Origin of the sequence: Acidovorax sp. M14 (assembly GCF_049331375.1) — a bacterium.
Taxonomy (GTDB): domain Bacteria; phylum Pseudomonadota; class Gammaproteobacteria; order Burkholderiales; family Burkholderiaceae_C; genus Acidovorax.
The window spans coordinates 4,681,852-4,706,691 of record NZ_CP186263.1 but is presented as its reverse complement, the minus strand read 5'-3'; the positions used below and the strand labels follow the sequence as shown (position 1 = coordinate 4,706,691).

General features: G+C 67.5%; 22 protein-coding genes. 14 read left to right on the top strand and 8 right to left on the bottom strand.

Going from position 1 to position 24,840, the window contains the following annotated elements:
* Positions 1 to 17: 17 nt before the first annotated feature.
* Positions 18 to 956 carry a LysR family transcriptional regulator gene (locus ACOYR4_RS22005; protein WP_110960838.1) on the bottom strand — a complete coding sequence of 313 codons (939 nt, stop codon included), beginning with the start codon at positions 954 to 956 and terminating at the stop codon, positions 18 to 20.
* A 117-nt stretch (positions 957 to 1,073) separates the two neighbouring features.
* Between ACOYR4_RS22005 and ACOYR4_RS22000 the strand changes: the two genes are divergently transcribed.
* Together ACOYR4_RS22000 and ACOYR4_RS21995 are read left to right on the top strand one after the other, a co-directional pair.
* Complete coding sequence (locus ACOYR4_RS22000) at positions 1,074 to 1,715, top strand: glutathione S-transferase family protein (protein ID WP_422848056.1); 642 nt, start codon at positions 1,074 to 1,076, stop codon at positions 1,713 to 1,715.
* Entirely contained in the window at positions 1,712 to 2,713 is a 1,002-nt protein-coding gene (locus ACOYR4_RS21995) for a pyridoxamine 5'-phosphate oxidase family protein (RefSeq protein WP_422848055.1), read from the top strand. Before ACOYR4_RS22000 ends, ACOYR4_RS21995 begins: the two co-directional genes overlap by 4 nt.
* Here the strand turns inward: ACOYR4_RS21995 and ACOYR4_RS21990 are convergent.
* The 4 genes from ACOYR4_RS21990 to ACOYR4_RS21975 all read right to left on the bottom strand — a co-directional run bounded on the left by ACOYR4_RS21990 (position 2,677) and on the right by ACOYR4_RS21975 (position 6,238).
* Complete coding sequence (locus ACOYR4_RS21990) at positions 2,677 to 3,597, bottom strand: TIGR03915 family putative DNA repair protein (protein ID WP_422848054.1); 921 nt, start codon at positions 3,595 to 3,597, stop codon at positions 2,677 to 2,679. The genes ACOYR4_RS21995 and ACOYR4_RS21990 overlap by 37 nt on opposite strands.
* Before the next feature lie 15 nt (positions 3,598 to 3,612).
* Positions 3,613 to 4,896: a putative DNA modification/repair radical SAM protein gene (locus ACOYR4_RS21985; RefSeq protein WP_422848053.1), complete on the bottom strand. Its 1,284-nt coding sequence runs from the start codon at positions 4,894 to 4,896 to the stop codon at positions 3,613 to 3,615.
* 136 nt (positions 4,897 to 5,032) lie between these two features.
* A complete protein-coding gene (locus tag ACOYR4_RS21980; RefSeq protein ID WP_422848052.1) occupies positions 5,033 to 5,878 on the bottom strand; it encodes a class III extradiol dioxygenase family protein in 846 nt (281 codons plus the stop codon).
* A gap of 12 nt (positions 5,879 to 5,890) precedes the next feature.
* On the bottom strand, positions 5,891 to 6,238 hold the full coding sequence (locus tag ACOYR4_RS21975) for a protocatechuate 4,5-dioxygenase subunit alpha (RefSeq protein WP_422848051.1): 348 nt from the start codon (positions 6,236 to 6,238) through the stop codon (positions 5,891 to 5,893).
* 73 nt (positions 6,239 to 6,311) lie between these two features.
* Here ACOYR4_RS21975 and ACOYR4_RS21970 point away from each other — a divergent pair, with 73 nt between their 5' ends.
* On the top strand, positions 6,312 to 7,265 hold the full coding sequence (locus ACOYR4_RS21970; RefSeq protein ID WP_422849695.1) for a LysR family transcriptional regulator: 954 nt from the start codon (positions 6,312 to 6,314) through the stop codon (positions 7,263 to 7,265).
* Here ACOYR4_RS21970 and ACOYR4_RS21965 read toward each other — a convergent pair.
* Complete coding sequence (locus tag ACOYR4_RS21965; RefSeq protein WP_110960844.1) at positions 7,248 to 8,123, bottom strand: gamma-glutamyl-gamma-aminobutyrate hydrolase family protein; 876 nt, start codon at positions 8,121 to 8,123, stop codon at positions 7,248 to 7,250. The two genes, ACOYR4_RS21970 and ACOYR4_RS21965, sit on opposite strands and share 18 nt — an antisense overlap.
* 304 nt (positions 8,124 to 8,427) lie before the next feature.
* Between ACOYR4_RS21965 and ACOYR4_RS21960 the strand changes: the two genes are divergently transcribed.
* From ACOYR4_RS21960 to ACOYR4_RS21950, 3 genes are all read left to right on the top strand, one after another.
* The gene (locus ACOYR4_RS21960; protein ID WP_422848050.1) at positions 8,428 to 11,997 is read left to right on the top strand and encodes a TonB-dependent receptor domain-containing protein; all 3,570 of its coding nucleotides are present in this window, start codon (positions 8,428 to 8,430) and stop codon (positions 11,995 to 11,997) included.
* A 10-nt stretch (positions 11,998 to 12,007) separates the two neighbouring features.
* Positions 12,008 to 13,990 (top strand): CHASE2 domain-containing protein, encoded by a 1,983-nt coding sequence (locus tag ACOYR4_RS21955; RefSeq protein WP_422848049.1) that lies wholly within the window; start codon positions 12,008 to 12,010, stop codon positions 13,988 to 13,990.
* A gap of 85 nt (positions 13,991 to 14,075) precedes the next feature.
* Entirely contained in the window at positions 14,076 to 14,432 is a 357-nt protein-coding gene (locus ACOYR4_RS21950; protein WP_422848048.1) for an HPF/RaiA family ribosome-associated protein, read from the top strand.
* Between the two features lie 135 nt (positions 14,433 to 14,567).
* Here ACOYR4_RS21950 and ACOYR4_RS21945 read toward each other — a convergent pair whose 3' ends face one another.
* Complete coding sequence (locus tag ACOYR4_RS21945) at positions 14,568 to 15,533, bottom strand: PDR/VanB family oxidoreductase (RefSeq protein ID WP_422848047.1); 966 nt, start codon at positions 15,531 to 15,533, stop codon at positions 14,568 to 14,570.
* Complete coding sequence (locus tag ACOYR4_RS21940) at positions 15,530 to 16,585, bottom strand: aromatic ring-hydroxylating oxygenase subunit alpha (RefSeq protein ID WP_015016190.1); 1,056 nt, start codon at positions 16,583 to 16,585, stop codon at positions 15,530 to 15,532. The genes ACOYR4_RS21945 and ACOYR4_RS21940 overlap by 4 nt, the downstream gene beginning before the upstream one ends.
* Positions 16,586 to 16,837: 252 nt before the next feature.
* Here ACOYR4_RS21940 and ACOYR4_RS21935 point away from each other — a divergent pair, with 252 nt between their 5' ends.
* The 8 genes from ACOYR4_RS21935 to ACOYR4_RS21900 all read left to right on the top strand — a co-directional run bounded on the left by ACOYR4_RS21935 (position 16,838) and on the right by ACOYR4_RS21900 (position 24,728).
* Positions 16,838 to 17,614 (top strand): GntR family transcriptional regulator, encoded by a 777-nt coding sequence (locus ACOYR4_RS21935; protein ID WP_209816894.1) that lies wholly within the window; start codon positions 16,838 to 16,840, stop codon positions 17,612 to 17,614.
* 145 nt (positions 17,615 to 17,759) lie between these two features.
* Positions 17,760 to 18,944 carry an ABC transporter substrate-binding protein gene (locus ACOYR4_RS21930; protein ID WP_015016188.1) on the top strand — a complete coding sequence of 395 codons (1,185 nt, stop codon included), beginning with the start codon at positions 17,760 to 17,762 and terminating at the stop codon, positions 18,942 to 18,944.
* 317 nt (positions 18,945 to 19,261) lie between these two features.
* On the top strand, positions 19,262 to 20,134 hold the full coding sequence (locus ACOYR4_RS21925) for a branched-chain amino acid ABC transporter permease (protein WP_015016187.1): 873 nt from the start codon (positions 19,262 to 19,264) through the stop codon (positions 20,132 to 20,134).
* A 128-nt stretch (positions 20,135 to 20,262) separates the two neighbouring features.
* Positions 20,263 to 21,273 (top strand): branched-chain amino acid ABC transporter permease, encoded by a 1,011-nt coding sequence (locus ACOYR4_RS21920; RefSeq protein WP_422848046.1) that lies wholly within the window; start codon positions 20,263 to 20,265, stop codon positions 21,271 to 21,273.
* A 1-nt stretch (position 21,274) separates the two neighbouring features.
* Positions 21,275 to 22,048 carry an ABC transporter ATP-binding protein gene (locus tag ACOYR4_RS21915; RefSeq protein WP_015016185.1) on the top strand — a complete coding sequence of 258 codons (774 nt, stop codon included), beginning with the start codon at positions 21,275 to 21,277 and terminating at the stop codon, positions 22,046 to 22,048.
* Positions 22,041 to 22,772 (top strand): ABC transporter ATP-binding protein, encoded by a 732-nt coding sequence (locus tag ACOYR4_RS21910; protein ID WP_422848045.1) that lies wholly within the window; start codon positions 22,041 to 22,043, stop codon positions 22,770 to 22,772. The genes ACOYR4_RS21915 and ACOYR4_RS21910 overlap by 8 nt, the downstream gene beginning before the upstream one ends.
* An 8-nt stretch (positions 22,773 to 22,780) precedes the next feature.
* Positions 22,781 to 23,761 (top strand): tripartite tricarboxylate transporter substrate binding protein, encoded by a 981-nt coding sequence (locus tag ACOYR4_RS21905; RefSeq protein WP_422848044.1) that lies wholly within the window; start codon positions 22,781 to 22,783, stop codon positions 23,759 to 23,761.
* A gap of 52 nt (positions 23,762 to 23,813) precedes the next feature.
* Positions 23,814 to 24,728 carry a DUF1932 domain-containing protein gene (locus tag ACOYR4_RS21900; protein ID WP_422848043.1) on the top strand — a complete coding sequence of 305 codons (915 nt, stop codon included), beginning with the start codon at positions 23,814 to 23,816 and terminating at the stop codon, positions 24,726 to 24,728.
* Positions 24,729 to 24,840 lie beyond the last annotated feature (112 nt).

Here is a 24,840-nt window from a genome sequence, read left to right as displayed (position 1 = left end):
GGTGGCGCGATGACAGGTTACGAAGTCATTGGCAACAAGGCGTTACCGCGCCCCAGGCCACGCCCGTTCAGCACCGGCTCCTTGCCCAGGCGCTCACGCGCCCATTCCACAAACGCGCGCACCTTGGCCGGGGCCCGCCGCCCTGCGGGGTACACGATGTGCACGGGCACAGGGGGCAGTTCGTGCTCTGCGAGCACGATGCGCAGCCGCCCGGCGCGCAGGCTCGCAGCGGCCTGGTAGGCGAGGCAACGGGTCAGGCCGATACCCGCCTCTGCGGCGGCAATGTCCACCTCGTTGCTGTTGCTGATCCAGGTGAACTGCGGCTGGCCGGTGGCGCCATCGCGAAACTTCCAGGGCGCTGGCGTGCGTGCGTCAAACGCGAAGCCGATGGCGCGGTGGTTGCTCAGGTCTGCAGGGTGGCGTGGCCTGCCGTGTTGCGCCAGGTAGGCGGGAGACGCCACCACCAGGCGGCGCAGCGCGCCCACCTGCACCGCAGTGAGCCCCGAGTCGGGCAGGGGCGCGATGCGGATGGCCACGTCCATGCCTTCATCGAGCAAATGCACCAGCCGGTTGACGAACAGCGTGCGCACCTGCACGCGCGGCTGGGCCTGCAAGAAGCCCTGCACGATGGGCGCCACATGCTGGATGCCGAACATTTGCGGCGCGGTGACGGACAGCAGGCCCTGGGCCTCGGCCTGTGCACCGCTGGCGGCCTGCTCGGCCTCGTGCAGGTCGTTCAGGATGGGGCGGCAGTCTTGCAAGAAGCGCTCGCCCGCCTCGGTCAGCCGCACCATGCGTGTGCTGCGCTGGAACAGCAGCACACCCAGCCGCGCCTCCAGCGCCGCGATGGCGCGCGTTACGGCCGTGGCGGAGCAGCCCAGTCGCCGCCCCGCCACTGCAAAGCCGCCCGCATCGGCCACGGTCACAAAACAGCGCAGAGTGTCGAGATAGTCCATGCGACCCATTATTGCGATATCCGCAATTATGAAAAGCGGTGGCTGGTGATTCACATCGCAGCTTGCAATAGCTATCGTCGAGCCATCTTCCCTTTCACCCACCGACGAGGCTTCTCCATGTTCCCCACCACCCCGCTCCAGCTCTACCGCATGCCCATCTCGGGCCACTGCCACCGCGTGGAGCTGATGTTGTCCCTGCTCGGGCTGCCCTATGAACTGATCGATGTGAACCTGCTGCGCGGTGAACACCAGCGCGCGGAGTTTCTGGCACTCAACCCGCTGGGCCAGGTGCCCGTGCTGGTGGACGCTGGCCAGGTGCTGAGCGACAGCAATGGCATCCTGGTGTACCTGGTGCAGCGCTACGCCCCCGGCAGTGCCTGGCTGCCGCAAGACGCCGTGGGGCAGGCGCAGCTGCAGCGCTGGTTCAGCCTGGCGGCAGGCTTTCTGGCGCCGGGCATTGCCGGGCCCCGGTTTGCGACGCTGACGGGCCGTGCCGTGAACGAGGTCGCACAGGCCACCGGCAAGCGCCTGCTCGCCTTCATGGAAGAGGAGCTGCAGGGGCGTGCCTGGTTGCTCGGGGGCTCAGCGCCCAGCCTGGCGGATGTGGCCATGGTCAGCTACACCTCGCAGGCGCATCTGGCGGGGTTGCCGCTGGAGGCCTACCCGCGCATTGCGGCCTGGGTGGCGCGCATGCAGGCCTTGCCGGGGTACCCGGTGCTGGCCGACCAGCTGCCCTTGGCCGAGCAGGTGGCGGCATGACAGCCACCGAACCCGCTGCATCGGATGCGGTGCCGGTGCCGCCCGAGGCATTCCACCCCGGCGAGCAGGCGCTGCAGGCGCGCGTCGGGGTGCGCGAGCGCATGGCGGCCGTGGGGGCCATGGTGCTGCGCGACCATATGCCCGACCAGCACCGCGAGCTGTTTGAAAAGCTGCCCACCTTGCTGCTGGGGGCGCTGGATGACCAAGGCCAGCCGTGGGCCACCATGCTTGCCGGCCCGCCCGGTTTTGTGTACACCCCCGATGCGCAGCGCATGCAGATCGCCACCGCGCCGGACTCCAAGGACCCGGTGCTCGCACACCTGGCGCTTGGCGCGGCCGTGGGCGTGCTGGGGCTGGAGCCGCACACCCGGCGACGCAACCGCATGAATGGGCGGGTGACGGCGTTGGGCGACGATGGCCTGGGCGTGCAGGTGGTGCAGAGCTTTGGCAACTGCCCCAAGTACATCCAGGCTCGCCAGCCCGGCCTGCGCGCAGCGCTGGTTGCCCCGGGCAAGGCGCAGTGGCTGGGTGCCGAGCTGAACGAAGCCGCCATTGCGCGCGTGCAGCGGGCCGACACGCTGTTCATCGCCAGTGCCTCGGCGCCGCGCCCCGGTGCCGGGCACAGCGAAGGCGTGGACGTGTCGCACCGGGGCGGCGAGCCGGGCTTTGTGCAGGTGGCGCGCACGGAGGCTGGTGTGGTGCTGAGCCTGCCGGACTACCCGGGCAACCAGTTCTTCAACACCCTGGGCAACCTCGCCCTGCACCCGCTGGCAGGCTTGCTGGTGGTGGACTATGAAGAGGGCGGCTTGCTGCACATTGCAGCGCAGGCCGAGGTGCTGTGGGACCGCGCAGCGCGTGCTGCCTGGCCGGGCGCGCAGCGCGTGTTGCGCCTTACGGTGCTGCGCGCCCTGTGGCGACCGCAGGTGCTGCCGTGGCGCTGGACACCGGCGGTGTCGGCCCCTCAGTTCCGGGTGATGCGCGAGGCGGCGCTGGGGTGAAAGGAGCCCGCCCCTGCGGCCGGCTGCGAACGCGGCGATGATGCTGCGATGCGCCTGCGTGGCACGGTGGCCTCGGCCTCCACCATCTTCGCGCTGCGCTCGTGCGCAGTTTGCGCCAGCCCGGTGATGAGCGCGGCCTCGGGCAGATTGTGCCAGTAGCGCGTGGGCATTTCCTTTTTCATCATGCTGAGCTTGAGCCGCGCGGGGTTGAAGATGTGGCGGTAGTAGGTGAGCCACAGCGCCTCGCCCGCATCGGGCGGCGGCGCGTCGCTGCGCTGCGCGCCGGGGCCGGTGTGCAGCTGCTGCCCGTCCCAGCGCACGCTGGCGTCGGGCGTGAGGATGGCCCAGCGCATCTGCGTGAAGCGGCGGATGAAGAAGCCCGCGTTGGCCACGGTGATGTAGTGGTCGGGCTCGAACCAGGCCATGTGCAGGGTGTTGCCATCGGGCTCCACCACGGGCCGAAAGCGCACAAAGGCGTGCATCTTGTGCATGTCGCGCCGCACGGCGCGCACCATGTGGTGGGCCAACATGCGGTCGGCGTCCAGCGGGTCGTTCCGCGCGGCTTCGGCTTCATGGCCGCCCTGCGCCATGCGCCACAGCAGGCGGTATATCAGCGCAAAGCGGGCCGGGTCGCGGTGCAGGATGAGCTGCTCGCACAGGTGCACAAAGTCGGGGGGGACGCGCAGTGCGGGCGCATCGGGGGCTGGCGGCGGGAGGGCGTTGTGGCTGTGGGGCTCGGGGGCAAACAGGTCTTCAGCGGCATCGGCCTGGCAGCGCCAGTCCACGGCTTGTGGAGGCACATTGGCTTGCACCAGGGTGCGTGCGGCGGTGCGAAAGCCTTGCCAGTCGGTGGGGTGGTCCAGCGTGATGGTGTGGCGCTGCATGTGTTCCGCTCCGGCTCAAAACAGGCTGCGTTGCACTGGCGGCGGCGCCAGTTGCGCAGCCAAATCAGCAGCCTCCAAAGCACGTCCGGGTCGATAGTCGGCCGCCTCCACAAACGGCAGCACTTTCTTGAGCGGCACATGCAGCCGCGCCAGGTCCGCATGCCGCAAGCGGCGCACGCGGCGGGCGGCCAGCAGGCGGTCTACCGTTTGCACGCCAAAGCCGGGCACGCGCAGCAGCAGCTCGCGCGGGGCGGTGTTGAGGTTGACCGGAAAGCGCTCGCGGTGCGCCAGCGCCCAGGCCAGCTTGGGGTCCACATCCAGCGCCAGCATGCCGACCTGGTTGCCTTGGCTGGGCGGCACGATCTCGTCGTGGGTGAAGCCGTAAAAGCGCATCAGCCAGTCGGCCTGGTACAGCCGGTGCTCGCGCACTGTGGGCGGCGCGGCCAGCGGCAGGGCGCGGGCGGCGTCGGGGATGGGGCTGAAGGCCGAGTAGTACACGCGCCGCAGCCGGTGCACGCCGTACAGCCGCGCGCTGGTGGCGAGGATGGTGCGGTCGTCCGTGGCATCGGCCCCCACGATCATCTGCGTGCTTTGCCCGCCCGGCGCAAACAGCGGTGCGCTGGCCCGGCGCGTGGTGCGCGATTGCGGCATCGATACGATGGCCTGCGCGGCTTGCTCCTTGCGCGCCGCGCGCGATTCGCCAATGTGCACGGCCATGCGGGCCATGGACCGGTCGATGGCAGCGCTGTTTTTCTCCGGCGCCAGCGCCGACAGGCTCTCGGCCGTGGGCAGCTCGATGTTGATGGACAGGCGATCGGCATAACGGCCCGCGCGCTGCATCAGCTCGGGCGATGCGTCGGGAATGGTCTTGAGGTGGATGTAGCCGCGAAAGTCGTGCTCCTCGCGCAGCACGCGAGCCACCTCCACCACCTGCTCCATGGTGTAGTCGGGGCTCTGGATGATGCCGCTGGACAGAAACAGCCCCTCGATGCAGTTGCGGCGGTAGAAATCGAGCGTGAGCTGCACCACCTCATCGACCGTGAAGCGGGCCCGGGGCACGTTGCTGGTCACGCGGTTCACGCAGTACAGGCAGTCGTACTGGCAGAAGTTGGTGAGCAGAATCTTGAGCAGCGAGATGCACCGCCCGTCCGGCGCGTAGCTGTGGCAGATGCCCATGCCCTCGGTCGAGCCCATGCCGCGCCCGCCCACCGAGTTGCGCGGCGCCGCGCCGCTCGATGCACACGAGGCGTCGTACTTGGCCGCGTCGGCCAAGATGGCGAGTTTGGACTGTAAATTCACTGTATAAATTTACAGTAAATTCAGTGCCTGACGCCAGCCTGGGGTCAAACGAGGGCAATGGATTGCTCTTGATTTGATAGCTGCAGGCGCATGATTTACTAGCGCATGCAGCCAAAAACACCCAAAACTTTCTCTTTTACACAGCTTCCAGCGCCATCACCGCCGTCGCCGTGTTCGAAATCGGGATGTGGTAATTGCTGTGCACCCGCCGCACCCCCGCGCTGGCGGTGGACAGCGCCCCGCGCATCGCCAGCCACATCAGCAGCTCCACGCCCTGGGTGCCGGTCTTTTCCACCAGTTCGTGCACGCTGAACTGCGTGGCCCATTCGGGGTTGGTGGTCAGGCTCTCGATGAACTGCAGGTCAAACGCCTTGTTGATGAAGCCTGCGCGCTCGCCGTCGAGCTGGTGGCTGAGGCCGCCTGACGCTATCACCGCCACCTTCTTGTCGCTGTCCCAACTGCTGATCGCCTGGCCCACGGCCTTGCCCAGCGCGTAGCAGCGCTTGGCCGACGGCAGCGGGAACTGCACGGTGTTGATGCACACCGGCACCACCGTCACGGGGCAATCGCCCTCGGGCCAGAAGAGCTTGAGCGGCAACGTGCAGGCGTGGTCCACCAGCATCTCCTGGCAGGTGGTCACGTCAAACTCCTGCTCGATCAGCGTGTTGATGAGGTGCCAGGACAAGTCCACCTCGCCCGGGAAGGGCGGCAGCGTAGGGATGCCCCAGCCTTCGTCGGCGTTGTTGTATTGGGCGGCAGCACCCACCGCAAAGGTGGGCATCTTGTCGAGGAAGAAGTTCAGGCCGTGGTCGTTGTAGAACATGACCACCACGTCCGGCTTCTTCTCGCCCAGCCACTGGCGGATGGGCGGAAAGCCGTCGAAGAAGGGCTTCCAGTAAGGCTCGTTCTGCAGGCCCTTGTGGATGGCGTTGCCGATGGCTGGGATGTGCGAGGTGCCGAGGCCGCCGATGAGTTGTGCCATGGGTTTGTCTCCTTATTGGCCCGCTGCGACCAGCTTGGCCTTGAATTCGTCTTTGGTCATGCCCGTCTGCTGCGCGCCGATGTCCTGCATGTCCAGTTGGAAGATGCCCGCGAACTTGGCCAGGTAGTAGGCGTTGCCGCCCGCAGCAATCAGCTGCAGCACGTTCTTGGCGCGGATGGCGGCCGCCTGCTGCTCGTTCAGGTGGTACTTCTTCATGTACGCCTCTTCGTCGGCCAGAAAGGCCTTGCGGTTGGCCTCGTCGTTGAACGAAAAGCACATCTTGTTCAGCGCATAGCCCTTGCGGGCCTGGTCGCCATCGAACGGCGTGGTGCCGGGGATGGGGGGCAGTGGGGAAGGCATGGTGTCTCCAGGTCTTGATGTAAGTCAGTGCAGTGTCGCGACGCCATTGCCAAAGATGAAGCCAGAAAACATCATCGAATGCATGAGCAAATTCGATGGATCGCAGCTGGACGGCCACCTGCTGAAGCTGCTGCTGGCGGTGCTGGAAACCGGCAGCATCACGGCGGCGGCCGAGCGCCTGGGCGTCACCCAATCGGCCGTGAGCCACTTGCTCGACAAGCTGCGCGCCATCACCGGCGACCCGCTGTTTGTGAAGCGGGGGCGCGGCATTGTGCCCACCGCGCGGGCCGAGGCGCTGGCCCAGCCCGCGCGCGACATGCTGCACCAGATGCAACTGTTTGCCCAAGGGGCCGCGTTTGACCCTGCCGTCTGGCAGACCGAGCTGACGATTGCGGCCAACGACTTCCAGCGCGACTTGCTGCTGCCCGCGCTGGCGGCCCGCCTGCGCAGCGCCGCACCGGGCGTCACGCTGCGCATCGTGCCCAGCGGTGCCCCCAGTGCCGAGCTGCTGCGCTCCAACGCGTGCCAGCTGGTCATCAGCCCCCGCCCGCCGGAGGGCAGCGACATCGTGCAAAAGCGCTTGTTGGAAGATCAATACCGCGTTTTCTACGACACCGCCGTGCGCAGCGCTCCGCTGTCAGAGGCCGAGTACCTGGCCGCAGACCACGCCACCGTGGCTTACGAGGCGCGCCGGGGGCTGGAGCTGGACCAGCTGCTGGAGGCGCGCGGCATTCGCCGTCGCATGGTGGTGCGTGTGCCGGGTTTTGCGGCCCTGCCCGCGTTTGTGCGGGGGACTGCGCTGCTCACCACCGCTCCATCGCTGATGGGGCGCACCGCATTGGCGGCGCTGGCGCATGTGCCGGTGCCAGTGGCTTGCCCCAGCCTGCCCATGTACCTGATCTGGCACGTGCGCTACCAGCAGGACGCGGCGCACCGCTGGCTGCGGGCGCAGCTGCAAGACGTGCTGGCGGAGGTGTTGCCGCCGGGCAGTGGCGCACCGGCGTCTGCGTCAGTCGCGCTGCCGTGAAAGCGCTTGCCGTAGGCGCCGCGCGGCCCGCTCCCTCAGCGAGGGCGCTGGGCGCGCCGCAGGTCGCGGGTGGGCCTTGGCTTGTTCGCAAGCCGCCAGAAAGTCATTCAGGATGGCCGTGTCGTCCAGCGTGTCCGAGCCCTGCTTGTGGAACTCCGGGTGCCATTGCGTGGCGGCAATGTAGCCGCGCCCTGGCGCGGGCTTCAGGCGAATCGCCTCGGGCACGCCATCGGGTTCGCTCAGGGCCTCGACCACGAACTCCGGTGCCACCCGCTTGATGCCCTGGTGGTGGATGCTGTTGACCCGGGCGCGTGGCATGTTGGGGTAGAGCTTGGCCAAGTGCGAGTCCGGCAAGATCTGGATGTCGTGGAAGTGCTGGTCGTACGTGGTGGCGTTGCGGTGCTGCTGCGCGCCGGGGTGCTGGGTCTCGATGTCCTGGTACAGCGCTCCGCCAAAAGCCACGTTGATGAGCTGCAGGCCCCGGCACACGCCAAAGATGGGCTTGCCCACCTGTGCAAAAGCTTTGACCACGGCCAGGTCGTACAGGTCGCGCACGCGGTCGCCCACCCACTCCTCGCGCAAGGGCTCCTCACCATAGTTGCCCGGCCACACGTCGGCACCGCCGTGCATCACGATGCCGTCCAGCCATTCGGCGTAGTGGTCCAGCGTCACGTCGCCACGCGCGGTCTCGCCCGTGGGGCACGGCACCATCACCACCATCGCACCGGCCGACATCAGCCAGTGGGCGATGGACTGCTCGACATATTGCAGCGTCTTGCCCGTGAACAGCGGGCGTGCAGGGTCGGCGTGTTGAAAGCAGGCGGACAGGCCAATCTTGAGGCGGGGGGCAGCAGGCATGGGGGAAAGCTCCGGGCAGCGCTTGTGCGCGTCATTTCTGCAGTTGTAGCACTGCGCCCCCTGTGGCGTCTGTAGGAAAGGGCCGTGCGGAGCCGCGCGTCGCCTCCATGGGTTGGCGGGGTGCGCAAAGCGTCACAACCTGCAACGAAATGTGGCTTAAATGTGGCTTTCTTCATGAAATGTGTCCGCATCGCGCTGGGGTGACGGCGGATTTTGTGAGGGTGCTGGCCATAATTTCGGCTCACCCGGTGCCAGGGAGGGGCGCCGGGTGGCGCGATGCACGCCTTCCCCGAAAGCAGAAAAAATGCCCCATCCAACATTCCGTTTGTCTGCCTTGGCCGCGCTGGTGGCCGCGACGGCCGCCGCCTGCCCGCTGGTGGCTCAGGCCACCGTGCCCGCTGGTGCCGCGGCCGAGATCATCAGTCTGCAAGGTACCGGTGACCAGCGTGCGGCCTCTGCAGCCGACTGGGGGCCTGCCAAGCTGGCCCAGGCCCTGGCCCAGGGCGACTTTGTGCGCACGCGGCAGGCCGCCAAGATGGCGCTGCTGTTTGCGGACGACACCCAGCTGCGCCTGCATCAAAACACGGTGCTGCAGGTCAAGGGCGTGGCCACTCCGGCGCAGCCGGTGACCACCTTGCTGCTCAATGCCGGCCGTGCGTGGACGCAGACCAAGCGCGCCGACGGCAGCCGCCTGAACCTGGAGACACCGGCCGCGACGGCGGCCATCCGGGGCACCGACTGGGACATCAGTGTGGAGGACGACGGCCGCACGTTGATCACCGTGCTCTCGGGCACGGTGGAGTTTTCCAACGCGCAGGGCTCGGTGTCGGTCGGCGCCAACGAGGCGGCGCTGGCCGAAGTGGGCAAGGCCCCGGTCAAGCTGGTGCTGAGCCAGCCGCGCGACCGCATCCAGTGGGTCAACGCGTTGCGGGCCGACCCGGTGCCCCACCTGTCGGCCGAGGCCGTGCCTGCAGCACTGGTGCCCGTGCGGGATGCCCTGGCAGCGCGCGACCTCGCCGCAGCCCGTGCGGCACTGGCGCAGGCGCGCACCATGGCCGCGCCCGCCTGGGTGGATGTGTTCGATGCGGCCGTGGCCCTGCAGGCGGGCGACCTGCTGGCCGCGCGCGGATCGCTGGCACGGAAGGTAGCTGCCGCCAACGCCGCGCCGCTGCCCGCGTGGCTCATGCAGTCCGACGTGTTGCTCATGGAGGGCGATGGGGCTGCTGCGGCCGACACGCTGCGCGCTGCGCTCCAGCGCTGGCCCGCCCACCCGGCGCTGGTGGCGCAACTGGCACGGGTGCAGATATTGAGTGACCGTGTGGACGAAGCAGCTGCCACCCTGGCCCCCGCGCAAGGCACGGCCCACCCAGACCTGGCGCTGGTCCGCGCCGAGCTGGCCAGGCGTCGGGGCGATGCGCCCGGCACACTGGCGGCCTATGCCGAGGCCCAAACGCTCGCACCGGGCGATGCACGCGCCTGGCAAGGCCTGGGCAGTGCACATGCCGAGCGCGAAGACGCGCGCCCCGCCCGCGAGAACCTGCGGCGCGCGCTGCAGCTGTCGCCGCAATCGCCCGGCGCCTGGGGCGAGCTGGGCACGCTGGAAACTTTTGTGAACCAGTTCACCGAGGCGGGTCAGGCCTTTGCCACCGCGCTGGGCGACAACCCGGCGGACTATGTGGCGCTCACAGGCCAGGGCTTGCTGCACCTCAAGCAAGGGCAGCCGGATGCCGCGTTGGATGCGTTCTTGCGGGCGGGCGTGATGGAGCCCCGCTATGCCCGCGCCAAGACCTGGACCGCCGTGGCGTACTACCAGCTGGGCCGCCACCAGGACGCGCTGACCACCTTGCAGCAGGCCACCGTGCTCGACGACAAGGACCCGGTGCCCTACATGCTGCTGGCGCAGATCCACACCGATCTGTTCCAGCCCGGCGAAGCGGTGGAGGCCGCGCGCGCTGCCGTGGCGCGCATGCCGTACCTCAAGTCGCTCAACCAGGTGGCCAACGACCAGAAGGGCAGTGCCAACCTGGGTGCATCGCTGGCGTTCTTTGGCATGGAAGACTGGGCGTTGGAGATGGCGCAGCAGAGCTTCTACCCCTACTGGGGCGGCAGCCATCTGTTCATGGCGGACCGCTATGCGGGCGAGTTCAACAAGAACTCGGCGCTGTTCCAGGGCTTTTTGACCGACCCCATGGCGTTTGGCGGCAGCCAGCGTTTTTCGCCGCTGCTGCAGCAGCCCGGCAGCCACGGATCGGTGGGCGTGACACTGGACCACGAGTTCTACCGCATGCGTGCGCCAGCGGTCACCCTCAATGGCCTGGACAACAGCCATGTGCCGGTGTCGTGGTTCTTCAAGGCGCAGACGGCGGATGTGAGCGCCTATCCGTTCGATCTGCAGGTCAACCGTCTTCCCGCCATGCGTGCCGGCGAGGGCGACCTGCGGGCCCACGCCATCACCGCGGGGGTCGGCATGCAGCCCACCGAGCGCATCAACCTGTTTGCCTATGCCAACCAGTTCAGCATGCGCCTGCGCGGCCAAAACGCGCAAGAGACGGCCCTGGACGACACCGTCACCCAGGGCGCCTTGGGCATGGCCTACCGGTGGGGGCCGACCGAGCAGACCTGGATCAAGCTGGGCCGCAGCGTGGACAACCTGCAATTGCTGCGCTACCCCACGGCCTACATCGAGCCGCCGTTCCTCACGGTCATGGGCGTGAGCAGTGCCCCGCGCAAGGACTTCAGCGACATCCAGCTGCGCCACACCGTGGACACGAGCCCCGGCAGCCGCTGGAGCGTGACGCTGGAGCATGTGCGCGAGCGCCAGAACAACCTGCTGGCGGGCGAGGCCGCCGTGGTGGCAGACATTCCAGGTTTGGGCCTGTACCGCGACTACCTCGTCTTGGCGGGCTACAACCGCATTGACCGCCGCTACACCGGCCTCACCCTGGCCACCACGCAACGCCTGGACCCGGCGCTGAGCCTGGACGCAGCCCTGGGGCTGCAGCAAATCCGCCACCGCGTGGACGGCCTCACGCAGAGCTACCTGGTGGGGCTGGATGCCCTGAGCGAAGACCAGGCCCGCCGCGCGGACACCGAGCGCGTGGTCACGCCGCGCCTGGGCGCGGTGTGGCAGCCTGCTGCGGGCACCACGCTGCGCGTGGCCTATCAGGACTGGCTGCGGCCTCTCAGCGTCTCCACCCTCGCCAGCGTGGAGACCGCAGGCATTCCCGTCGAAGACCGGCTGGTCGAAGCCGGTGGCCGCCACAAACGCACGGTGGCGCAGCTGGGCATGGAGGTGGGCGCCAACACCTTCGTGGGCCTGCGGGCCGACCATCTGCGGGTGAACAACCCCGGCACCGTGGGCGTGGATTTGCGCACCCCCAGCCTGCCGTTCCTCGAAGAAATGCGCAACGCGCAACTGATCAACCTGTCCACCAGCGACCTGCTCGAAGACACGCCAAGCTTCGAGCGTGGCACGCTGCAGACCCTGGGCGGCACGGTCAACCACATGTTCAGCCGCCGCTGGTCGGGCTACGCCAAGTACCTGTACCAGCACAGCGAAAGCCGCACGATCGATGGCGGTGCTGAGGTGGTGGGGCGCATTCCCTACATTCCGCGCCACACCGTCGCGCTGGGCGCCACATGGGCCAGCGCGCAGCGGCTGTACCTGAGCGCGCGTGCGGTATACCGCTCGGAGCGGTTTGAGGACAAGGAAAACCTCACGCGCCGCGCGCCGGGCTGGGGTGTGGACCTGATGGGCTTCTGGGAAACGCAGGACAAGCGCTGGGTGGTGGGCGTTGCGGCCTTGAACCTGTGGGCGCCCAAGTCCGACCGGCAAAAAGCCCGCTATGTTCTGGATGCGCGCTACCGCTTCTGATCGGGCAGCAATGCCGCAGGCCCGGCAGCGCCAGCGGTGGCTCTCGCTGGCGGCGGGGGTGCTGGCGCTGCTGCTGGTGGGGGCCGCCACGCTCAGCCGCACCTGGCATGCGCTGGAGTTCAAGACCTTTGACGTGCTGACGGCGTTGGCGGCTCCCCACCGCACGACCGTGCCGGTGGTGATTCTCGCGATCGACGAGCCGACGTTTCAGGAGCTGCAACAGACCTGGCCGTTTCCGCGCAGCGTGCATGCGGCGCTGCTGGAGCGGCTGCGCGCCGACGGCGCCCTGGCTGTGGGGCTCGACATTGTTTTTGCAGATCCCACTACCGAGGCCGAAGACGCCGCTCTGGACCGCACGATGGCCCAGGTGGGGCAGGGCGTGCCCGTGGTGCTGGCCTCCACCCGCGAGAAGATCGACAACGCCAATGCCGCGCTGTGGATGGACATCCAGCCGCTGCAGCGGTTTCTGGACGCTGGCGCCGACGCGGGCGATGCCGGGGTCGAGCCGGACGACGACTTCGTGGTGCGCCGCGCCCCCGTCGCGCGCGAAGGCTTTGCGCTGCGGCTGGCCCAGCGCGTGACAGAGGCGCGCGGCCAGACCCCGGCGCTGCACCATTTCGACTGGATCGGCTACCGGGGCCCGCGCGGCACGTTTGACACGCGCTCGTACTACCAGGCGCTGGAGCCGGGGCTGCTGCCTGCAGGTTTCTTCAAGGGCAAGATCGTGCTGGTGGGGCGCTCGGCGCGCACCGCCACCGAGCTGGCGCACTCGCAGGCCGACCTGTTCAACTCGCCGTTTGGCACGGCGGGCGGTGAGCGGCTTTTCCCGGGGGTGGAGCTGCAGGCCACGCTGCTGGACAACTACCTCACCGGCGGCGGGCTGCGCAGCGTGTCGGACGCGTGGACCCTGGTGATCACCGTGCTGCTGCTGCCTGTGCTGTTGGGGGCGAGCCGGCGGCTGCACCCGGCGGGCGCGGCGGCGCTGACGGCGGCGCTGGTGGTGGCCATGGGCGCCGTGTCGTGGGGGCTGTTTGCCGGCCCGCGCCTGTGGTGGCCGCCGCTGTTGCCTGCGGCGGCGGCAGTCGCCATTTATGGGGCGGCTGCGCTGGTGGGCTATGCCGTGGTGCGCCAGCGCGCGCGCCAGACGCGGGCGATGTTTGCGCAGTACGTGCCGCCCGCCGTGGTCTCGCGCCTCATTGCGCAGCCCGAGTTGATGCGCCTGGGTGGCGAGGCACGCGAGGTCACGCTCATGTTCACCGACCTGGCCAACTTCACCACGCTGTCCGAGCAGCTCAGTGCCGAGCAGACGGTGGAGGTGCTCACCGGCTACTTCAACGCCATGACGCCGATCGTGCACGCCACGGGCGGAACGGTGGACAAGTTCATTGGCGACGCGGTGATGGCCTTTTGGGGTGCGCCGCTGGACGACCCGCGGCATGCCGAACACGCCGTGGCCGCCGCCATCGCCATGCAGCAGGCCATGCAGGCGCTGGTGGCCGACCTGCGCGCGCGCGGACTGCCGCCCATCCACATGCGGATCGGGCTGCACACGGGGCGTGTGGTGGTGGGCAATGTGGGCTCGGACCAGCGCTTTTCATACACGGCCATTGGCGACGCGGTGAACCTGGCCGCGCGGCTGGAGGGCGCCAACAAGGCGTTTGGCACCGGCATCCTGCTGTCGGCCGCCACCGCAGCGCAGCTGCCGCCGACAGCGGCGTTGCGCGCGCTGGACGATGTGATCGTCAAGGGCAAGACCGAGCCCGTGCGCGTGTTCACGCCCTGCGACGACGCCATGGTGCGCGAGGCCAGCAGCGCAGCGCTGGCCGCCTTCCATGCGCGCGACTGGACCGGCGCCGAGGCGCAATTGGCGCGGGTGCTGGAGCGGCTGCCCGGCGACCCGGCTGCCACTCGTCTGCTGGAGCGCGTGGCCGAGGCGAGGGCGTTGCCCAACGATGCTCCCTGGCAACCCGCCGTGGCGCTGGACAAGCTGTAGACATCCTTTGACATGTGTTTACCGGGGATATGGATGCCGGTGCCATGATGGGGCCTTCGCAACTTCATCAGGAAGGACCCTCCCCATGCAAGTACAAGTCAATACCGACGACCACATCCACGGCGGCGATTCCCTGGCGCGCTGGATCACGGACGAGTGCAAGAGCCGGCTGTCGCGCTTTCAGGACCATGTGACACGGCTGGAGGTGTTCCTGAGCGATCTGGATGCCGGCAAGTCGGGCGCCAATGACAAGCGCTGCCGCATCGAGGCACGCGTCACCGGCCGCCAGCCTGTGACGGTGACCGATGACGCCGACAAGATGGCCAATGCCTTCATCGGCGCGGCCGACAAACTGGCCCGCGCCCTCGACACCGACCTGGGCCGCGTGAAGGACCGCAATGGCCGCGAGACCATCCGCGCAGCGGCTGCGGAACAGAAATAGTCAGATTATTCAAGCCGAATTGGCTTCAAGCGCATGATTCATATGCGCTGGTAGCTATCAATTCAGGAGCAAATGAAAAAGGCGCTGCAGCCCAAAGCCTGCAGCGCCTTTTTGCTGGATTGGGGCTGTTGGCGCCTACAGATCCAGCACCAGCAGCTTGCTGCGCGCGCGCGAGCAGCACGGCATGAACTGCTCGTTGGCCGCCTTTTCCTCATCGGTCAGGTACATGTCGCGGTGGTCCACCTCGCCCTCCAGCACGCGCGTAAGGCAGGTGCCACACACGCCCTGCTCGCACGAGGTCAGGATGTCGATGCCCTCCTTGCGCAGCGCCTCCACCACCGACACATCGGGCGCAATGGGGTAGACCTTGCCGGTGCTCGCAATGCGCACCTCAAAGCCCTGGTCGCCCGAGGTGTCCTGCGCCGGGGCGCCAAAGTATTCCAGGTGGATGTGGTCCTGCGCCCAGCCCAGGGCCTTGGCGGTGGTCACCACATGGTCGATGAAGCCTGCCGGGCCGCACACATACAGCCGCTTGTCGGGGCCGGGGGCCGCCAGCACGGCGGCGGTGTCCAGCTTCTGCTCAGGGGCGCCTGCATCGAAGTGAAAGTGGGCATGGGGCGCAATGGCCGATGCGGCAATTTCGGCGGCAAACGCCGTGCGTTCGGCAGAGCGGGTGCAGTAGTGCAGCGCAAAGTCAGCACCGGTGCGCGCCAGCCGGTCGGCCATGCACAGCAGCGGCGTCACGCCAATGCCGCCTGCCAGCAGCAGCGTGCGCTGTGCAGGGTGCAGCGCAAAGTGGTTGCGCGGCGTGCTGATGGTGATCACATCGCCCTCGTGCACGCTGTCGTGCATGGCGACCGAGCCGCCGCGCGATGCCGGGTCGCGCAACACGGCGATGCGGTAGCGGTGCGACTCGTGCGAGGCATTGCACAGCGAGTATTGGCGCACCAATCCGTTGGGAAGATGCACATCGATGTGCGAGCCCGCGCTGAACGGAGGCAGCGCCGCGCCGTCCAGCCGCGCCAGCTCATAGCTGGCGATGCCTTCGGCTTCGGTCTGCTTCTTGACGACGCGGACCTGCAGGGTCTCCTGCGCGGTCATGCGGCCACTGCCTGGGCTGCGGCCGGTGCACGCTCGGCGGCCAGCAGGCGGTCCAGAATCTTGCGCGACTGCACGCCGCCCGCATCGATGTTGAGCATGAGCAGCTTGCGGTCCGGGTAGCGCAGCAGGTTCTCCTGCTGCAGTTCCAGCATCTGCTGGTCTTCGGCAAAGATCTTGCCCTGGCCGTCGCGGATCTGGGTGGTGAGCGACGGGTCCTGCGGTTTGAAGTTGCGCGCCATGCCCCAGAAGTAGTGGATCGACGTTTCGGTCTCGGGCGTGATGAAGTCCACCACGATGCTCGATGCCTTCTTGTCGGCCGGGGCGTTGTAGCCACCGTGGCCAGCCAGCGCCACGCCCACCTCGATCAGCACATGGCTGGGGGGCGTGAAGTGGCAGATCTGCCAGCGGTCCACCAGCTGGTCGTCGGGCAGGCCGTTCATGCGCAGCGCCATCTTCCAGAACGGGGGGGCCTCGATGCCTTCCATGAAGCGGCTGGTGATCACCTCGTCGCCCTCCACGCGGGTCTTGCAGGGCACCTCGTCGATTTCCTTCTGGCCGATGCTGGTGGAGTGCACATAGGTCTCGTGCGTCAGGTCCATCAGGTTGTCGATCATCAGGCGGTAGTCGCAGGCAATGTGGTACAGCCCGCCGCCGTAGGCCCACTCGGGGTTGTTGGCCCAGGGCAGGTGGTGGATGGTGGCGGGGTCAGCCTTGTCGGCGTCACCAGGCCACACCCAGATGAAGCCGTAGCGCTCCACCACCGGAAAGCTGCGCGCCTTGGGGAACCCTTGCACGCGCTGGCCAGGCATGGACACCGACTTGCCGGTGCATTCCACCCGCAGGCCGTGGTAGCCGCATTGCAGATGGCCTTCGCACACCGTGCCCAGCGACAGCGGCGCGCCCCGGTGGGGGCAGAAGTCGTCCAGCGCGGCGACCTGATCGGGCGCGGGACGGTAGAACACGATCTTCTCGCCGCAGATGGTGCGGCCCAGAGGCTTGTCCGCGATCTCGTCGGGCGTGCAGGCTACGTACCAGGCGTTCTTGGGATACATGGTTGTCTCTCTCCGTGGGTGGAAGGTGTTGTCGCAGTCTTGGTATACAGCCCGGGTGCGGATCGCGGCTGGAGTAGCGCAATTGTGCGGAAAAGGGGATTTTCTGTATACATAAGAAAGCCGTAAAACAGCTATCTCAGTTTTTTATATCTCGTAAGCTGTTGTTTTGTAATGGTGCTAAACGAGGGTGGGTGGAAGTTGTCCTGATTTCTGTATACATTCTGGTGGCTGAATTCCCTCCCATCACTCGCCATGAACCTGTCCGACTCCCTGACCATCGCTCCACCGGCCGAGGCTGCCGAGGCGGGCGCCTCGCAGGCCGTCAAGGCGCAACTGCGCCTGCGCGAGATGATCCTGGCGGGCGAGTTGCCCGGCGGTGCCCGCATTGCCGAGCTGACGCTCGTCGAGAAGCTGGGCGTGTCGCGCACGCCCATCCGCGCCGCCCTGATGCGGCTGGAGCAGGAGGGGCTGCTGCACCGGCTGCCCGGTGGCGGCTACGCCGTGCGCACGTTCTCTGAAACCGATGTGGCCGATGCCATTGAACTGCGCGGGACCATGGAGGGCTTGGCCGCGCGCCTGGCGGCCGAGCGGGGCGTGGCCCCCGCGCTGCTGGCCGAGGCCCATGCGTGCCTGGACGCCATCGACGCCACGCTGGCCCCCTCCACGCTGGATGACGAGGGTTTCTCGCGCTATGTGGAGCTGAATGCGCGGTTCCATCTGCTGCTCAGCCGCATGGTGGGCAGCGACGTGGTGGCGCGCGAGCTGGACCGCGTCAAGGGCCTGCCGTTTGCGTCGCCCTCGGCGTTTGTGGTGGTGCAGACGCATTCGGCCCAGGCGCGCGACATGCTGGTGGTGGCGCAGGACCAGCACCGCCAGGCGCTCGACGCCATCGAGCGGCGCGAAGGCGCGCGGGCCGAGGCCATCCTGCGCGAGCACTCCCGCATCACCCGGCGCAACCTGCTGGCGGCGGTGCAGGCGTCGCAGGTGCAGGGCTTGCCCGGTGTACAGCTGATCCGCGAGCGGGCATAACGGCCGGTGCAAGCGTCCAGGGTGTCTTGAGTTATTGCATTTGGTAATACCTGAATGCTCGAATTTGCGCTTGTGAAATAACCCAGCCCACGCCAAACTCCCGTCAGCATTTTCTGTATACAACGACTTTCCACAGGAGACAACGATGCAAAAACGCCACCTTCTTCGTGCCTCGGCCGCTGCCGCCATTGCGCTCTCCACCGGTCTGGCCGTGCTGCCCGCCGTGGCGCAGGACAACGTGTTCAAGATCGGCCTGATCCTGCCCATGACCGGCCAGCAAGCCACCACCGGCCGCCAGATCGAAGCCGCAGCGCGCCTGTACATGGCCCAGAACGGCGACACCGTGGCCGGCAAGAAGGTGCAGCTCATCATCAAGGACGACACTAGCCTGCCCGACGTGACCCGCCGCCTGGCCCAGGAGCTGGTCGTCAACGAAAAGGTCAACGTGCTGGCTGGCATGGGCATCACGCCCTCGGCCATGGCCACCGCCCCGCTGGCCACGCAGTCCAAGACCCCCCTGGTGGTGATGGCCGCTGCCACCTCCAGCATCACCGAGGCATCGCCCTACGTGGTGCGCACCAGCTTCACGCTGCCGCAGGTGTCGGTGGCCCTGGCCGACTGGGCGCCCAAGAACGGCATCAAGAAGGTGGTCACGCTGGTGAGCGACTACGGCCCTGGCATTGACGCCGAGAAGTTCTTCAACCAGCGCCTCACTTTCAACGGCGGTCAGGTGACCGAAGCCCTGCGCGTGCCGCTGCGCAACCCCGACTTCGCCCCCTTCCTGCAGAAGGTGCGTGACGCCAAGCCGGATGCGCTGTTCGTCTTTGTGCCCTCGGGCGCGGGCGCTGCGGTGATGAAGCAGTTCCTGGAGCGCGGCATGGACAAGGCCGGCATCAAGCTCATCGGCACCGGCGACGTGACGGATGACGATCAACTGAACGACATGGGCGACGGCGCGCTGGGCGTGGTCACCTCGCACCACTACTCGGCCGCACACCCCTCGCCCATGAACAAGAAGTTTGTGGAAGCGTTTGAAAAGGCCAACAAGGGCCTGCGCCCCAACTTCATGGCTGTGGGCGGCTACGACGGCATGCGCGTGATTTACGAAGCGCTCAAGACCACCAAGGGTGCCGGCGGCGGCGACGCCCTGCTGGCCGCCATGAAGGGCCAGATCTTCGAGAGCCCACGCGGCAAGGTGTTCATCGACGCGCAGACCCGCGACATCGTGCAGGACGTGTACCTGCGCAAGGTGGAGCGTGTGAACGGCCAGCTGTACAACGTGGAATTTGACGTGATCAAGGACGTCAAGGATCCCGGCAAAACTAAATAAGCCCCCTGAGCCGCGACCCGCTCGGTGTGTCCGCCAGATGCGGCCACTCTTCGTTGCCGTCCAAGCCTGCGCAGGCAGGCTCGGAGCCGCGGCACTCAGCCCCCAAGGGGGACGCCGCCAGCGCTGCGGGGCGGCCCTTGCGCGGCGGCCGCTGGTCTGGGCCGCGCAAGTATTTACGGGCAGGCTCCCTCTGGATCCGTTCGGGCTGAGCCTGTCGAAACCGGGGGCCGCAGGTTGAACGTCCGGTTTTGGTGATTCGTCGCACTTCCACAGCCCTGAGCAGGGTGGTGCACTTTTGTCTTCAATGAAGTGATTTCATGCTGACCATTCTTTTCGACGGCGTTGCCTACGGCATGCTGCTGTTCATCCTGGCAGTCGGCCTGGCCGTGACCATGGGGCTGATGAACTTCATCAACCTGGCGCACGGGGCGTTTGCCATGGCAGGGGGCTACATCACCGTGCTGCTCATGCAGCGGCTGGATGTGCCCTTCCTTGTCTGTCTGCCCATCGCCTTTGTCGGCACGGCCCTGCTCGGCGGTGTGCTGGAGCGCACGCTGTACCGCCCGCTGTACCACAAGGCCCACCTGGACCAGGTGCTGTTCTCCATCGGTCTGGTGTTCATGGCCGTGGCCAGCGTGGACTACTTTGTGGGCTCCACGCAGCAGATCATGCAGCTGCCCGAATGGCTCAAGGGCCGCACCGAGATCGGCAGCGGCGCACTCACCCTGGGCATGGGCCACTACCGCCTGTTCATCATTGCGGTGTGTGCGGCGCTCACCGTGGGCCTGCAATATGTGCTCACCAAAACCCGCTTCGGCAGCCGCCTGCGTGCCAGCGTGGACGACCAGCGCGTGGCTGCGGGCATGGGCATCAACGTGAACATCGTGTTCCTGTCCACCTTCGCTTTTGGCTCGGGCCTGGCAGGCCTGGGCGGTGCGCTGGGCGCTGAAGTGCTGGGGCTCGATCCGAGCTTCCCGCTCAAGTTCATGATCTACTTTTTGATCGTGGTGGCCGTGGGCGGCACCTCGTCCATCACCGGCCCGCTGCTGGCTGCGCTGCTGCTCGGCATTGCCGACGTGGCGGGCAAGTACTACATCCCCAAGCTGGGCGCCTTCATTGTGTACAGCCTCATGATCCTGATCCTCATCTGGCGCCCGCAGGGCCTGTTCGTCCGCAAAGGAGGCAAATAGATGAAGCACCCCCTGAGCCGCTTCGCGTCTTCCCCCTCTCCTGCGGGAGGGGGACGCACCCGGTGGCCTGGCAAAGCCAGTTCCACGGGTGCACTGGCGTTTACGCCCCTTTCCTCGGATTCGGAACCATGAACCCCGCAACCTCCTCCTCCGCCGCAGCGTCGTTGCTGCAGGCCCGGCGCTTTCGCTGGTGGGAGCCCGTGCTGTGGCTGCTGTCCTTTGCCGCACCGTTGGCGCTGCCGAGCCATGCGCTCATCATCAACGAGATCGCCATCGTGGCGCTGTTTGCGATTTCGCTGGACCTCATCCTGGGCTACACCGGCATCGTGTCGCTGGGCCATGCGGCCTTCTTTGGCCTGGGCGGCTACGCGGCCGCGCTGTTTGCCAAGCATGTGATGCCCGACCCGCTGGTGGGCCTGGCCGTGGGCATTGGTGCCGCAACCGTGCTGGGCGCGGTGGCGTCGCTCACCATCATGCGCGGCACCGACCTCACGCGCCTTATGGTCACGCTCGGCGTGGGCCTGGTGATGCTGGAACTGGCCAACAAGCTCGACTGGCTGACCGGCGGTGCTGACGGCCTGCAGGGCGTGATGATGGGCCCCGTGCTCGGCCAGTTCGAATTCGACCTGTATGGCCGCACGGCCGCTTGGTATTCGCTCACGGTGCTGCTGGTGTTCTTCTTGCTCGCCCGCCGCATCGTGCAGTCGCCCTTTGGCGCCACGCTCAAGGCCATCCGCGACAACCGGCTGCGTGCCATGGCCATCGGCATCCCGGTGACGGCCAAGCTGGCGCAGGTGTACACGCTGGCCGCTGCGCTGGCCGGGGCCGCGGGCGCACTGCTCACGCAGACCACGGGTTTTGCGTCGCTCGATTTGTTCGAGTTCCACCGCTCGGCCGACGTGATGCTGATCCTGGTGATCGGCGGCGTGGGCTGGCTGTACGGCGGCATCCTGGGTGCTATCGGCTTCAAGCTGCTGCAGGACGTGATCTCGTCCATCACACCGCAGTACTGGACCTTCTGGGTCGGCCTGTTCCTGGTGGTACTGGTGCTGGTCGGGCGCGACCGCCTGTTCCGTCCCTGGACCTGGTTTGGCGCAGGCCGCAAGGCCGGTGCTGCCTCCAACACGGGAGGCCACTGACATGAACAACACCACCTCCAATACCGTGCTGTCGGCGCAAGGCTTGGTCAAACGTTTTGGCGGCATCACGGCCACCAACAATGTCACGCTGAACCTGCAAAAGGGCGCACGCCATGCGCTCATCGGCCCCAACGGCGCAGGCAAGACCACGCTGATCAATCTGCTGACCGGCGTGCTGGAGCCCACCGAAGGCTCCATCACGCTCGAAGGCCAGGACATCACGCGCCTGGCGCCGCACCAGCGCGTGCAGCGCGGCATGGTGCGCACCTTCCAGATCAACCAGCTGTTCGACACGCTCACGCCGCTCGAAACCTTGGCGCTCACCGTTTCGCAGCACCAGGGCTTGGGCGGCAAGTGGTGGCAGCCGCTGGGCGCGCGCAAAGCGGTCAATGAGCGCTGCGAACAATTGCTGGAGCAGTTCCACCTCACGTCCGTGATGGCCGAGGAAACGCGCGTGCTGGCCTACGGCAAACGCCGCTTGCTGGAGATTGCGATTGCGCTGGCCTGCGAGCCGCGCGTGTTGCTGCTCGACGAACCCGTGGCCGGTGTGCCCGCCGGCGAGCGCGAAGAACTGCTGCAGACCGTAGCGGCCCTGCCCGCCGATGTCTCGGTGTTGTTGATCGAACACGATATGGACCTGGTTTTCAGCTTTGCCAACCGCATGACGGTGCTGGTCAACGGCACCGTACTCACCGAGGGCGACCCCGACACCATTGCCAACGACCCGCAGGTGAAGGCCGTGTATCTGGGCCATGGGGAGGACGCCCATGTCTAAGACCGAGCTGCTGCGTATCGAAGGCCTGAGCGCAGGCTACGGCGAAGCCGTGGTGCTGCAAGGTATTTCGCTGGCCTTGCCCGAAGGCGACACGCTGGCCCTGCTGGGCCGCAACGGCACCGGCAAGACCACGCTCATCAACACGCTGGCCGGCGCCACGCGCCAGCACGCGGGCACGGTGAGCCTGGGTGGCGTGGCGCTGCACAAGCTGCCCCCGCACGAGCGCGCAGCCGCCGGCATCGGCTGGGTGCCGCAAGAGCGCAACATCTTCAAGTCGCTGACCGTGCACGAGAACCTTACGGCCGTGGCGCGTCCGGGCCGCAAAGGCTCCACCGCACGGCCGTGGACGCCCGAGCGTGTGTACGAAATGTTCCCGCGCCTGGCCGAGCGCCGGGCGAACCTGGGCACACAGCTGTCGGGTGGCGAGCAGCAGATGCTGGCCGTGGGCCGCGCGCTGGTGCTCAACCCGCGCCTGCTGCTGCTCGACGAGCCGCTCGAAGGCCTGGCACCCATCATCGTGGAAGAGCTGCTGCGCGCCATCCGCCGCATCACGCGCGAAGAGGGCCTGTCGGCCATCATCGTGGAGCAGCACCCACAGGCCATCCTGGCCATCTCCGACCACGCCGCCGTGTTGGACCGGGGCACCGTGGTGCACACCGGCAGTGCGGCCGAGCTGAGCGCGCAACCCGAGCTGCTGGATCGCCTGCTGGGCGTGGCACGGTAGCGCGCACCATGGGCAGCGCTGTGCACCGCAGAACCCTCCTGGCATGGCTGGCAGCGTCGTTCGGCGGTGCAGCCAGCGCGCAGGCCACTTTTCCCTCACGCCCGCTGCGCATCGTCGTGCCCAATGCGGCAGGCGGCGCGGCCGACATCACGGCGCGCACGGTGGGCCAGAAGATTGCTGGCCCGTTGGGGCAAAGCGTGGTCATTGAAAACAAGCCCAGCGCGGGCGGCGTGGTGGCGGGCGAACAGGTGGCCCGCGCCGAGCCTGACGGCCACACGCTGCTGCTGGTGAGCAGCGGCACGGCGGTGAGCGCGGCGCTGTTCCAGTCGCTGCCGTTCGACACGCTCAAGGACTTTGCGCCCGTCTCCCTGCTGGCCACGTTCGACCTGGCCGTGGTGGTGAAGGAGGGAGGGCGCTTTCGCACACTGGGCGAGCTGCTGACGTATGCCCGCGCCCACCCCGGCCAGCTCAATATCGGCACGCCTCAGATCGGCACAACACAGAACCTGGCGGCCGAGCTGTTCAAGGTGACGGCGGGCATCGACGCGCAGGTGGTGCCTTTCAACGGCACGCCGCCGGTCATCACCGCGCTGCGGGGTGGAGAGATCGACGTGATGATCGACATCCTGGGTGGCCTCATGCCACAGATCGGCGCCAAGGCCCTGCGGCCGCTGGCCGTGATGGGCGCGCAGCGAGCGCCGCAGCTGCCCGATGTGCCCACGGTGCGCGAGAGCGGCGGGCCGCTCGCGGGCTTCAACGTCACGTCGTGGAACGGCCTGGCCGTGCCCGCCAAGACGCCCCCGGCGGTGGTGGAGCGCCTCTCGCGCGAGGTGCAGGCCGCGCTGGCCCAGCCCGACGTCAAAATGCGCCTGCTGGAGCTGAATCTGAATGCCCAGGGCAGCACCCCCGCGCAGCTGGGCGAGCACCTGGCCGCCGATGTGCGCCGCTGGAGCGACGTGATCGCCAAGGCCAAGATCGCGCGCCAGTGAGCGCTGCCGCTGTGGATCGTTGGCGGTGGTGAAAGGCGGAAAGGAACATCGAATGAACATCACACACATCGGCCTCGTGGGCTATGGCGAGGTGGGCAAGATCTTCAGTGCGGGCTTGCGCGTCCAGCCCGGGGTGGCTTCTGTCGCCGCCTGGGACCTGAAGCTGGCCGACCCCGCGCACCGCGACGCCCTGCAGAAGCACGCCGCGCAGGCGGGTGTGGTGGCGGTGGATGCGATGCAGGCGCTGTGCGCGCGCTGCGACTGCATCATCTCGGCCGTCACCGCGTCGAACACGCTGGCCGTGGCGCAGGAGGCGGCGCAGCACATCCGCCCCGGCACCGTGTTCCTGGACCTCAACTCCGCATCGCCCGGCACCAAGCAGCAGGCGGCGGCGCTCATCGAGGCGCGTGGCGCGCACTATGTCGAGGCGGGGGTGATGACGTCCGTGCCGCCCTACGGCATCCGCGTGCCCATGCTGCTGGGCGGCGCGCAAGCTGCCGCACTGGCCGAGGTGCTGACCGGCTGGTGCATGGATGCCCAACCCGTGAGCGAGCAACTGGGCGTGGCCAGCGCCATCAAGATGTGCCGCAGCATCATGATCAAGGGCCTGGAGGCCTTGGTCATCGAAAGCTACGCCACCGCCCGCCACTACGGCGTGGAAGACCATGTACTGCCCACGCTGGCCGAGACCTTCCCGTCCATCGACTGGCACGAGCAGGGCCGCTACTTCTTCAGCCGCGTGGTGCAACACGGCCAGCGCCGCGCCGAGGAAATGCGCGAGTCCGCCCACACAGTGCGCGAGGCCGGCATGGAACCCCTGATGGCCTCCGCCATCGCCGCCAAGCAGCAATGGGTGGCCGAGCTGGCACGCGAAGGCGTGTTTCAGGGCCTGCTCAAGGACGCACGCTGGCAGGACTATGCGGACCGGGTGCTGGGCAGTTTGTCTGCGGCACCCACGAAGGACTGAGCTTGCGAATCGTCACCCGCCGTTGAAACTGGCGCGGCGCAATGCGAGAGGCACCGAGCAAGGGCCGCCCCGCAGCGATGGCGTCGTCCCCCTGGGGGGAAGGCGCGCAGCG